This is a genomic window from Glaciimonas sp. CA11.2, assembly GCF_034314045.1.
Classification (GTDB): Bacteria; Pseudomonadota; Gammaproteobacteria; order Burkholderiales; family Burkholderiaceae_D; genus Glaciimonas.
Genome location: NZ_JAVIWL010000001.1, coordinates 5350980 through 5363240 on the forward strand (window position 1 = coordinate 5350980; position 12261 = coordinate 5363240).

The following is a 12261-nucleotide window of genomic DNA, read 5'->3' on the forward strand; positions in this document are numbered from 1 at the left end:
TGCTGTCTGGGTAAATCATCCGACACTCCCTTCGAGTTTAAAACTGAGGAGATTGGTCGCCTCGACCGCAAACTCCAATGGTAATTGTTGAAATACGTCTTTACAGAAGCCATTGATGATCATCGATACCGCAGCCTCGGCATCGACACCACGCTGGGCAAAGTAAAACATTTGGTCTTCGCCTATCTTCGAGGTTGACGCCTCGTGCTCAACCTGGGCACTGTTATTGAGTACCTGGATATACGGGAAGGTGTTGGCACCGCACTCTTCACCAATCAGCATCGAATCGCATTGGGAATAATTGCGCGCACCGCTGGCGCTGGCAGCAATTTTGACTAGCCCGCGGTAACTGTTGTTCGACTTGCCTGCGGAAATTCCTTTGCTCACTATCGTGCTGCGTGTATTTTTGCCTATGTGGATCATCTTGGTGCCGGTGTCGGCTTGCTGATAATTATTGGTCACCGCCACCGAATAAAACTCACCGATCGAGTTATCCCCCAACAAAACCACCGATGGATATTTCCAGGTAATCGCCGCACCGGTCTCAACCTGGGTCCACGAGATACGCGAGTGAACACCTTTGGCCAGGCCGCGCTTGGTTACAAAGTTGTAAATGCCACCGACGCCATTTTCGTCGCCCGCGTACCAGTTCTGCACGGTGGAATATTTGATGTCGGCATTGTCGAGGGCGACCAATTCAACTACCGCCGCATGCAGTTGATTAGTGCTGAACGCCGGTGCGGTGCAACCTTCCAGATAGGACACTGAGGCACCTTCCTCGGCGATGATCAAGGTGCGCTCGAATTGCCCTGACTCTTCGGTGTTGATGCGGAAGTAGGTCGACAAATCCATGGGACACTTGACGCCCTTGGGAATAAAGCAAAACGAGCCGTCGGTAAATACTGCCGAGTTAAGCGCAGCGTAAAAATTATCGGTATTCGGTACTACGCTGCCGAGATACTTTTGTACCAACTCGGGATGCTCCAGTACCGCTTCCGACATTGAGCAGAAAATGACACCGACTTCAGCCAGCTTGTGCTTGTAGGTGGTAGCTACCGAGACACTATCAAAAATCACATCGACCGCCACGCCCGCCAGCGCCATGCGCTCGTGCAGCGGTACACCCAGCTTTTCGAAGGTGCGCAACAATTCAGGATCAACCTCATCAATACTGGCTAACTTAGCTTTCAGCTTGGGCGCGGCGTAGTAGCTGATGGCCTGATAATCGATGGCAGGATGATGGCAATTTTGCCACTCCGGCTCTGTCATCTTGAGCCATGCCTGGTACGACTTGAGGCGAAAGTCGAGCAGCCATTCGGGTTCTTTTTTCTTGCTCGAAATCATACGAATAATGTCTTCATTGAGGCCCTTAGGCGCGACCTCTGATTCGATGTTGGTCACGAACCCGTGCTTGTAGGGTTGGTTGACTAGATTTTGCAGTGCCACACTCATACTATTTACCTCAATGTTTTCCACGCAATGAGCATTCATTGCGAACCGGATTTATTTTTTCAGGTTGAAGCTTTCACCACAGCCGCACTCGCTTTCGGCGTTGGGATTGTCGAACTTGAACGTCTCATTGAATCCTTCCTTGACGAAATCAACGTGTGAGCCGTCGAGAAATGGCAGGCTGACAGCATCGACCACCAGCGCTGCGTCATGCGACTCGAACACCTGGTCTCCAGCACGCACTTCGTCGGCGTAGTCGAATGTGTATGCAAAGCCGGAACAGCCGACCTTTTTTATACCCACTCGCAAGCCCACCCCGCTGCCGTTTTTCGCCACCTGCGCCAGGATTTTTTTTGCTGCTTTTTCCGTCAAAGTGATTGTCATAACTATTTGCCTTTCAAATTGGGCTTATATCGCCAAGTATTTAAGCCGAGATGTCCATTAGTTCCTTGCGTCGTCATTGGTTACGTCTACTTATTACGGCGCGGCAGAGCATGACGGCTGGAGGTGGTGTCATCGACACCCTGGTCGCCTTCTCGTCGAACTTTAAGATACTTTGCAAAGTATATTATATGCTTATGTCATTTGACTAGTAAATACTTTATAATCTAAATAATTTCTGGGCAAAAGCTGGGAAAATTATCAATAATTCAATTTTAAATGAATGGAAAGATAGGTGACTATGCAAGCTGCCAACGTGAGCGCGTCAGAGCCCGGTTCCGGTCGCGATCGCATCCTATTCCTGCTTAAGAGGGACGGACCTCAGTCGACCTCTGCGCTAGCACAACAGTTGACCGTGACGGCTATGGCCGTCCGCCAGCACCTTTCCGTCTTGAACGCAGAGGGGTTGGTCGATTTCAGCGACGAGCAGCGCAAACTGGGGCGACCTGCACGTATTTGGCAGCTGACAGCCGTGGCCCATGAACGATTCCCGGATCACCACGCCCAGCTCGCGGTTGACATGCTGCAGGTGGTTCAGAGCGTCTTCGGCGAAGAAGGCCTGGAACGAGTCACCGACGAATGGACGCGCCAACAAGTGGTCGCCTATCGCGCACGGATGCCCAGCCCAGACCTGCCACTAGCCCAGCGCGTGGCCGCACTGGTCAGGATCCGCCGTGAGGAAGGCTTTATGGCCGAGTGCGGCCCCGCCCAGACTGGCGTGATCGAACTCGTCGAGAATCACTGCGCGATCGCCAAAGCAGCGCACCTTTGTACCAAGCTCTGCGGCGGCGAACTGACGGTGTTCCGTGCGGTTCTCGGCGTCGGTGTCACGGTTGAGCGCGTCGAGCACTTCCTCGCTGGCGATCGCCGCTGTACTTACCGCATCCTGGAGGAGCCTGGCGTGCCCTTGCCGAACTCCGGCCAGTAGTTGTAGTGACTCGCGTTTGAAACCCCAATGACTTGCAATCGTCAGCCTCTTGGGGTTGACGGGTCAATACATATAAGTTGCCAATGTTGGCAGGTAGGACAAATTCCGGCGGTTTGGGCTTGCTATCTCTAAGAGAGTATATTAATTGGCAGACTATGAGTGTTACCGGTCTTGCATTTTTTGCATTTTTCGGGAGAAACTATGAACGACTCTTACTCCACCCGCGACACTCTCAGCGTTAACGGCACCGACTACGCCATCTTCAGCTTGGCGAAACTGGGCCAGCGCTTCGACTTGGCCCGTCTGCCGTTTTCGATGAAAATCTTGTTGGAAAACCTGCTGCGCGGCGAAGACGGCGTGTCGGTCACCAAAGCCTCGATCGAGGCAGTCGCTCAGTGGCAAGCAACGGAAGAACCCAGAACAGAAATCGCCTTCATGCCGGCGCGCGTCGTGCTACAGGACTTCACTGGAGTGCCCTGCATCGTCGATTTTGCGGCGATGCGCGACGCAGTGGTCAAGCTAGGTGGTTCGGCCGCCAACATCAACCCCTTGATCCCGTCCGAGCTGGTGATTGACCATTCGGTACAGGTCGATTCCTTCGGTAAGTCCGACTCCCGCGAGATTAACGGTCAGATGGAATTTGCCCGCAACGGCGAACGTTACAGCTTCTTGCGCTGGGGCCAGAAAGCCTTCAACAATTTTAAGGTTGTGCCGCCCAACACCGGCATTGTGCATCAGGTGAACCTCGAGCATCTGGCGCGCGTAGTGATGGAGGGCACTATTGACGGCGTGAAGTACGCGTTCCCCGATACGGTGTTTGGCACCGATTCACACACCACAATGGTCAATGGGCTGGGTGTGCTCGGCTGGGGCGTTGGCGGCATCGAAGCCGAGGCCGCGATGCTGGGGCAGCCGAGTTCGATGCTGATTCCGCAAGTGGTCGGTTTCAAGCTTACCGGCAAGCTGCCCGAAGGCACAACCGCGACTGATCTCGTGCTGACTGTTACACAAATGCTGCGTGCATTTGGCGTGGTCAACAAATTCGTTGAGTTCTATGGAGACGGCCTGAACTACTTGCCACTGGCTGACCGAGCGACCATCGCCAACATGGCACCGGAATACGGCGCCACTTGCGGGATCTTCCCTATCGATAACGAATCCTTGAGTTATCTGCGCCTGTCCGGCCGCAGTGAAGAACATATCGGCCTCGTCGAGGCCTACGCTAAGGCCCAAGGCCTGTGGCACAGCGACCAGGAAGCCGATTACAGTGCAACCTTGCATCTGGACATGGGTACGGTGTTACCATCGCTCGCCGGTCCGAAACGACCGCAGGACCGCGTGCAGTTATCGGACATGAAGAACAATTTCACGACCAACCTCGTGGGCTTCACCGCCAACCGCAAGCCGGACAAACAATCCACTCAACGCTTCGAAGACGAGGGCGGCGACACCGCCGTCGAGCATGACACCTCAGTCCACGCTTCGAGTCCAGTATTGATGAACGGGCACGATACTGAGCTGAAAGACGGTGCAGTGGTTATCGCCGCGATCACATCGTGTACCAATACGTCCAATCCTGCGGTGATGCTGGCAGCTGGACTAGTCGCTCGCAATGCTCTGGCTAAGGGTTTAAAGGCTGCGCCATGGGTCAAGACTTCCATGGCTCCAGGTTCATTAGTGGTGACTGATTACTTGACCAAGGCAGGCCTACTCGCTGACCTGGAACAACTCGGCTTCTTCATCGTCGGCTACGGTTGCACGACTTGCATCGGTAATTCCGGCCCCTTGCCCGACGATGTGTCCCGTCGCATCGCTGACAAAGACCTGATCGTGGCTGCGGTCTTGTCCGGCAACCGCAACTTTGAAGGCCGTGTACATCCGGAAGTGAAAATGAATTATCTGGCGTCGCCACCGCTGGTCGTGGCCTATGCACTGGCCGGCACGGTAAACATCGACCTGACTCGTGACCCGCTAGGTACTGGCGGCGACGGCAAACCGGTCTATCTGCATGATATCTGGCCGTCGAACAAGGAAGTCGGTGACTTGATCGCGCGCAGCGTCAGCCCGGACATGTTCACGCGCAATTATGCCGATGTTTTCGCCGGTGACAGCCGCTGGAACCAGATCTCCTCGCCCGATGGAGAAGCATTCGCATGGGACGAGGCTTCGACTTATATCAAGAACCCACCCTACTTCGAAGGCATGCAGATGAGCGTTGGCAGCATCGACGATATTCACGCTGCGCGGATGCTTGGCCTGTTCGGCGACTCGATCACCACGGATCATATTTCCCCCGCCGGCAACATCAAGGCCAACTCGCCGGCCGGTCGCTTCCTGCAATCGCGAGGGGTGCAGCCCGCGGACTTTAACTCCTATGGTTCGCGTCGCGGCAATGACGACGTGATGGTGCGCGGAACCTTCGCCAACATCCGCATTAAGAATCTGATGCTCGGCGGTGAGGAAGGCGGTAACACTATCCACTATCCGTCGAAAGAAAAACTAGCGATTTACGATGCGGCGATGAAATATAAGACCGACCAGGTGCCGTTGGTGGTTATCGCTGGCAAGGAATACGGCACAGGCTCATCGCGCGACTGGGCGGCAAAGGGCACCTTGCTGCTAGGCGTCAAGGCAGTGATCGCCGAGAGCTTCGAACGCATCCATCGCTCCAATCTGGTCGGCATGGGGGTGCTGCCGCTGCAATTCATGGCCGGTCAGAATGGCGCATCCCTGGGCTTGACGGGCGATGAGTCGTTCGACATTGCCGGTCTGCGAGATGGTGCTGGCCGAATCGCCGACGTTGTCGCCACCAGCAGTGATGGTCGCCCGGTTTCCTTCAAAGCGCAGGTGTTGTTGATCACGCCAAAGGAAGTAGAGTACTTCCGCCACGGCGGCATCCTGCATTATGTGCTGCGCCAGCTGGCGTCCAGAAAGACTGCGTGATCGGCTTTACAGCAAGGAGAAAGATGTCCTTGCCGTGGACCGGATGACTGCGATTGACTTTCGTCGCTATGTGTTCGGTTAGGTCACACGAGCGCAGGGCGTCCCACGTGCGATAGGTATCAGGGGTCGTCGTGGCGAAATTGCCGCCCAGGACGACGGACACTTTTATCTTAAGTTCGAGCATTGCAGCGACCGTATTGACCACGCTTTAACACATATCCTAGCGTACTATTTTTTCCGTTCACCCTGTTATGAGGTGAACTGTCAATCCCGGACACACGTCTCAAGCAGATGTTTTCTGCCGGTTAAAATTATCAGCAAAAGCAGCTGGGGATAAATACCCCAATCGTGAATGCCTTCGTTGACGGTTATAAAAGATTTCGATGTACTCACCAATAGATGCCTCAGCTTCGGCACGGGTGGCATATCGCCGATGATGTACCAGCTCATTTTTTAAGCTGCCCCAACAACTTTCCATTGGTGCATTGTCATAACAGTTTCCTTTGCGTGACATGGACGCTTGCATGTCAAATTGCTCTAACAACAGGCGATAAGCATGGGCGCAATATTGGCTGCCACGATCAGAGTGATGGATCAGTCCAGCGGATGGTCGTTGAAGTGCTACTGCACGCCATAGAGCACGGCTGGTTAGCGTTTGCGTCATCCGATCACCCATCGCATAACCGACGATTTCACAGGTAAAGACATCCTTAATACCAGCCAAATATAACCAGCCCTCTTGAGTCGGAATATAGGTGATATTAGTGACCCATACTTGATTCGGTTGAGTCAGATTAAACGTTTGATTCAGTAAATTGTCAGCCACTGGAAAGCTATGATTGGAATTGGTCGTCACTTTAAATTGCCGCTTTTGCTTGCAAACAATGCCTAACTGACGACGCAATCTCGTGAGCCGATCCCGCCCAACCGTAAATCCATCATTTGCCAATTCAGGCTGCAAACGTCTTACGCTATACGTTTCACGGGTACGTCGATGCGCTACTTTGATTGCTATTTTTAACCGTTCATCTTCGCAACTGCGCTCGCTCGGAACACGTGTCAGCCAATCGTAAAAACCACTGCGTGATACGACCAATACTTTACACAGTAGCTTCACAGGATAGTGGAGTTGCAATGTTTTCACGTGCGCGTACCGGGTAGCGACTCCCGTGCAAAGTACGCCGTTGCTTTTTTTAATATATCGCGTTCCTGGCGCGTTTCATGCAGTTCACGCCGCATTTTAGCTAGCTCTTCTTCCAGCTCCGCCACACTTCGAGATCCAGCCACTGTCATCATTTTGCCAGACTTATTACCCATGGTAAGAACTACCCATTTGTTCAAATTACTTTGCGACATCCCTAGTCGCATGGCCGCCTCTCTTCCTGACAGACCTTGTTCTAATAGGGGTATGGGGAGTAACGGAACAGAAACTACGGTTAAGCGTTACAGTTATAATGCTTCTTCCCAACTATAGATTTTTTATATATTGTAGATTTTTATTATCTTTTCGACCAGAATTAACGGTGTGCCCTCACATCAAACCAGAGATAGTTGCGAATGAACCCGCGTTCAGCCGTGTTGGTGGCAATGCGTAGAAACACGTCTCTACACAAGCGAGGCACCATGCCTCACCTGTGTGAATGCCTTTTTTTCAATAATTAGAACAAATGACGGATTCCGACTTGAACACCTGTTTCACTTTGCCCGGCGCCCGGCGTCAGAAAAGATCCAGTCGTGATGCTGGCACCCGCCATCTTTAACTGCGCGGTATTGGAATTATTCAATCGCGACGCAACGGAATAAAGTCGCGTCCGTTTAGACAGATCGTAATTCACGATCAGGCTGACCTGTCTGGCATTATTCCCAAAAGAAGAGCTATCCTTGATCAAGCCATAGCCAGCAGCAATCGTCGTTACAGGGTTGACGCGATAATCTGCGGAAACGCTATAAGTGTTATGATAGTTACCAGGCGTGTTACTTACCGGACCGACGGTCGGATCGTATTTTCCCGCAGGATTGCTGAGCGCGTTGCCGGTCGTCGCCGAAATCACCTCATTCGCACGGAAATAGCCAAGATAGATTTTTCCGTGGCCATAGTCCACATTCCCGCCGGCCATGAATTCCTGAACGCGATTGGTGTTGGTAGCATTTGCCGCGATCAGATAAGCCAACGCAAAGAAAACAGGCCCCTGCTGCGTCTGTCCCGCCGCCTGATAGACCGCATTGCCCGCAATATTGCCAGCTTTTTCGCCCAGCGAGTAATGCAATTCAATTTGTGAATTATAAATTTTCGGCGAAGTATAGCTAATGTCGTTATCGACGCGCGCCAGCCAATTGGAAAAGTTGTTGTAAGCAGACCCATAGGTTGCTGCACCGAATGCATCCATGTTCCCGCTATAAGCGAACATTGGTGTGTTCTGGCGCCCGGCGCGCACTTCACCGAAATTACCTGAAATGCCGACCCAAGCCTGGCGATCAAACAAGCGGAAGGAATTTTGTTGTTGGCCTGTACCTGGATCAAATCCATTTTCGAGATCGAACGTGGTCTTATAACCGCCACCGAGATCCTCATTACCACGGATGCCCAAGCGACTTGTCATTTCACCGTTGTTACCGAGCACCGTCAGTGAAGTGTGCTTACCTCCGACCGTTGACGATTGATAGCCACTGAACATATCGTGTACGCCGTAAAGTGTTACCGAAGACTGTGCGAATGCGGCTGAACTAGCGACCATTCCCAGCGATGCGGCCATTAATGTAATGTTGATATTCTTTTTCATAAGTTCTCCCCTTTTCTATATATATATTTGACGCATTTCATTCAAAAGATATTTGTATTCTTCTTCGGAGTGGTGCAACAGGTTGATTCGATATTTTTTTGGCGTGTAGACAACGCCATCATTTATTCTTAATGCGCAACAAGCTGTCGTCACGCACTTCGCGCCTTACTCACTCAAGGATCCGTCCATAAATCTCCAAAAAGACGGCGGTGAAATCGCTTTCCACGCGACAAGCAGCCTGCACTTATCGCACAATGGGTAATGATCGTTAAAGCGCCGCACGTAAAGTATTTACAAAGTAGTGCTAGCGTATTTATTGAATAGACAGTCGGCGCTTGACAGTCAGTGCCAAGGGCACCGTAAAGAAGAAGTGCGACATGAATCCCCCGATGATCACGACAGGATCATAGTAATTAGGGTGGTTGTCGGAGGCGATCATGATCGCCACATGCATGATGATCCAGGCAAACATGGCGTAAAAAAGCGCTACTAGCGTTGCTTCATACCCGCGTCGACAAAAATACGGCCAAATGGCGGCAAATAAGACACCCCAGGCACTTGAGAAAATAAAGTGGATGGCAATACCGATGATGTAAGCCCATATGCCGATCGACTCTTGGACCTCTTTTCCGAACACCAAGCCCGTTGCGTTTCTAGGAATTCCAGCCAGTGGCAATAAATGCTGCGCTCCTACCCAAACAAGGGCTTCGTAGATCCAGATAACTACTCCGCCGGTCAAACCAGCGATCACTCCGGCGCGTATGATTGCTTTCCAACTCGGCATTTCTGAAGCGTATGATGTCGAATCACCGTTGCCTTCAACGCCGCTTATATGTATGTTGCTAGCCATGTCTAATCTCCTCTTTTTTATTAAAAAATACTTCCTTACAAACATCACGTTTCACCACATCCTTCAATTGCACGCATACCGCGTACACTTTCGAATTTTCGCCAGCGGACATTTGTGAAACGATGCCGCTGTCATTGATAATCGTCACTAGTCAGCGGTCGCATTAAGTACCGGTTGCGGTGCTGTCAATTCTCCTGTCATCTCTTCTTTACCTGCAAAAAGTAGTCGTTCCGCATACTCCTGCCATGACGCACTCTTTGGGACTTTGTCGAACAAGCCGTCACTTGCCAGCGTAGCGACCCAGTCAAGTTTTTCTGCGATGCCGACGGCCATCAGTGGCGCAAATCCGGCCTCGCGCACTGTGGCGGCAGATTCACGCATTTCTTCAGCCCGCCGCTTGCCATGCTGTACAACACGATTAAAGAAATAAGTACCTTGGGCCGACCAGTCAATTTGCGGGAAGGTTTCAGCCAGCGTCGGCAGCACCTTGTCGGCCACCCCGTAGTACAGCGCGGTGCTGTAGCTTTCGATGACCAGCGCCTCCAGACCTTTGATCATGATGCTGCGGCACATTTTGATTGCGGAAGCTACACCGATGTCGACGGCAACTATCGTGGCATCCATGCCCCAGGCGCGCAGCGCAGGTGCCAGCTCGTCGGCTCTTGCGCCACCAAGAAGCATTGGCACCCTAATGCCATGCGGCGGTACCGAGCTCATCACCCCGGCTTCCACATAATGGCCTCCTGCCTCTTCAATGGCCTACGCCGCCTGACGTTTAGTACCGGGCGAAGCCGAGTTCAGGTCTAGGAATAGGGTACCCGGCCGAATATGTCGGGCTGCTTCCTGTGCCACTGCCAGCGTATTAGAAGCGGTCACCGCCGAAATAATCAGTGTTGCCGCGTCGCATAAGGCTCCCAAATTGGGGGCAATATCGATGCCAGCGTCGATGCCAGCGCGAGCGGCAGTCTTTAAAAGCTCCAGCTCCGTACCAGAATTCTCAAGCTTTCGGTCGTAGGTTGTGACGGACGTAATCCCACGCTGTCCCTTGAGCCCGGCAGCAAATATCCTACCGACCTCGCCATAGCCGATTATTCCAATATAATTATTTGTCATGGTACAGGTCATATCAGTCGATGTAACGCAGCCCTGCCTTGGCTAGTAAATCGCGCATTTGATACATGTCAAGGCCCAGGACGCCGCTGGCAAGCGTTTCCCTTTTTTCGGCTTCATTAGCTTCGCGCGCCGCCGCCGCCGCCGCAGTCGCGGCCGCAAATTGGGCGGGTACCACAACGATGCCGTCGTCGTCGGCGATCACCACATCACCCGGATTGACCATCGCGCCGCCGCAGACCACAGGTATGTTGACCGAACCCAAGGTCGCCTTGATGGTGCCCTTGGCGCTGATCGCCTTTGAAAATACTGGAAACTGCATCGCGGTCAAATCCTTGATATCGCGTACACCGGCGTCAATGACAAGACCCTTGGCGCCGCGAGCACGAAAGGAAGTCGCGAGCAGGTCGCCGAAATAGCCATCGGTACATTCCGCCGTAACGGCTGCTACTACGACATCTCCCGGTTCAATTTGCTCGGCGGCGACATGCATCATCCAATTGTCGCCAGGTTGTAGCAACACTGTTACCGCTGTGCCGCACATGTATGCACCGACATAGATAGGACGGAGGTACGGCCACATCAGGCCAACCCGCCCCATGGCTTCATGAATGGTAGCGGAGCCGAACGCTGAGAGAGCTTCGACGTCGGCCTTACTTGCACGTTGGATATTGCGTTTGACGATGCCGAGATTATTCAGTGACATGTTGTGTATCCTCTTGTTTCGTTTTAGCATTTAGAGCAGCGTCCAGACGCGGGAATACACGGCGGGCATTGCCTTCGTAAATCTTGTAGCGGTCTTCAGCGCTTAGCTGGACTGACGCTTCGATATAACGCTTGGTATCGTCGAAATAGTTGCCGGTCTCGGGATCGATCCCCCGTACCGCGCCGATCATTTCGGAGGCGAACAAAACGTTGTCAACCGGGATAACTTTGGTCAGTAAATCGATCCCCGGCTGGTGATAGACACAAGTGTCAAAGAAGATGTTGTTGAGCAGATGCTCTTTCAGTAGCGGCTTCTTCATTTCTTGCGCCAACCCACGGAAACGGCCCCAGTGATAAGGCACGGCGCCGCCGCCGTGCGGAATCACGAACTTCAACGTGGGGAAGTCATGGAACAGGTCGCTGGACAAGAACTGCATAAAAGCCGTGGTGTCGGCATTCAGGTAATGCGCGCCGGTGGTGTGAAAGCACGCGTTGCAACTGGTGCTGACATGGACCATTGCCGGAATTTGATACTCAACCATCTTTTCATAAAGGGGATACCAGTGGCGATCCGACAGTGGTGGCGATGTCCAGTGGCCACCGGAAGGGTCGGGATTCAGATTGATGCCGACAAAGCCGTATTCGGCCATGCATTTTTCAAGCTCGGGAATGCAACTGCTCGGATCCATACCGGCTGACTGCGGCAACATCGCCGCGCCGATAAAGTTATCCGGGAACAGTTGCGATACCCGGTAACACAGCTCATTGCAGATCGCAGCCCAGGTGGCGCTGGTGTTGAAGTCGCCAATATGGTGCGCCATGAAACTTGCGCGCGGCGAGAAAATCGTCATATCCAGGCCACGCTGCTTCATTAGACGCAACTGGTTAGTTTCAATCGATTCGCGCAGTTCGTCATCGCTGATTCGTAACTCCGAAGGTTTCGGTCCAAGCTTCGGAGTCGCAAGGTTGGCGATCTGGCGATTGCGCCAATCCTCCAGCGCTTTAGGGGCGGTAGTGTAATGGCCGTGGCAATCAATGATTAACGGATGTTGCAT

9 protein-coding genes and 2 pseudogenes are annotated in these 12261 nt (G+C 52.8%); 2 read left to right on the forward strand and 9 right to left on the reverse strand.

Features of this window, described 5'->3' with window-relative positions; genetic code table 11:
• Nucleotides 1-15: 15 nt before the first annotated feature.
• Nucleotides 16-1452, reverse strand: coding sequence for a Fe-S cluster assembly protein SufB (gene sufB, locus RGU75_RS23195; RefSeq protein WP_322240091.1), 1437 nt, complete (start codon nucleotides 1450-1452; stop codon nucleotides 16-18).
• Nucleotides 1453-1503: 51 nt separating this feature from the next.
• Nucleotides 1504-1833, reverse strand: a complete 330-nt coding sequence (locus RGU75_RS23200) for an iron-sulfur cluster assembly accessory protein (RefSeq protein ID WP_322240093.1) — start codon at nucleotides 1831-1833, stop codon at nucleotides 1504-1506.
• Between the two features lie 298 nt (nucleotides 1834-2131).
• Between RGU75_RS23200 and RGU75_RS23205 the strand changes: the two genes are divergently transcribed.
• Both RGU75_RS23205 and acnA read left to right on the forward strand, forming a co-directional pair.
• Entirely contained in the window at nucleotides 2132-2818 is a 687-nt protein-coding gene (locus tag RGU75_RS23205) for a metalloregulator ArsR/SmtB family transcription factor (RefSeq protein ID WP_322240095.1), read from the forward strand.
• Between the two features lie 201 nt (nucleotides 2819-3019).
• A complete protein-coding gene (gene acnA / locus RGU75_RS23210; protein WP_322240097.1) occupies nucleotides 3020-5761 on the forward strand; it encodes an aconitate hydratase AcnA in 2742 nt (913 codons plus the stop codon).
• Between the two features lie 13 nt (nucleotides 5762-5774).
• Here the strand turns inward: acnA and RGU75_RS23215 are convergent.
• The 7 genes and pseudogenes from RGU75_RS23215 to RGU75_RS23250 form a co-directional block, all read right to left on the reverse strand.
• Nucleotides 5775-5966, reverse strand: a pseudogene (locus tag RGU75_RS23215) (hypothetical protein); the annotation flags it as partial.
• A 78-nt stretch (nucleotides 5967-6044) separates the two neighbouring features.
• Nucleotides 6045-7171 (reverse strand): IS3 family transposase gene (locus tag RGU75_RS23220; protein ID WP_416186895.1). Its coding sequence is split into 2 segments (ribosomal slippage): nucleotides 6045-6949 and nucleotides 6949-7171, totalling 1128 coding nucleotides; the frame shifts between segments, so codons are not numbered across the junction.
• Nucleotides 7172-7419: 248 nt separating this feature from the next.
• Nucleotides 7420-8541, reverse strand: a complete 1122-nt coding sequence (locus RGU75_RS23225) for a porin (RefSeq protein ID WP_322240099.1) — start codon at nucleotides 8539-8541, stop codon at nucleotides 7420-7422.
• 313 nt (nucleotides 8542-8854) lie between these two features.
• Nucleotides 8855-9391: a hypothetical protein gene (locus RGU75_RS23230; protein ID WP_322240101.1), complete on the reverse strand. Its 537-nt coding sequence runs from the start codon at nucleotides 9389-9391 to the stop codon at nucleotides 8855-8857.
• Between the two features lie 147 nt (nucleotides 9392-9538).
• Nucleotides 9539-10504, reverse strand: a pseudogene (locus RGU75_RS24020) (DUF1932 domain-containing protein).
• 13 nt (nucleotides 10505-10517) lie between these two features.
• Entirely contained in the window at nucleotides 10518-11201 is a 684-nt protein-coding gene (gene ligK / locus RGU75_RS23245; RefSeq protein WP_322240756.1) for a 4-carboxy-4-hydroxy-2-oxoadipate aldolase/oxaloacetate decarboxylase, read from the reverse strand.
• A complete protein-coding gene (locus tag RGU75_RS23250; RefSeq protein WP_322240107.1) occupies nucleotides 11194-12261 on the reverse strand; it encodes an amidohydrolase family protein in 1068 nt (355 codons plus the stop codon). Before RGU75_RS23250 ends, ligK begins: the two co-directional genes overlap by 8 nt.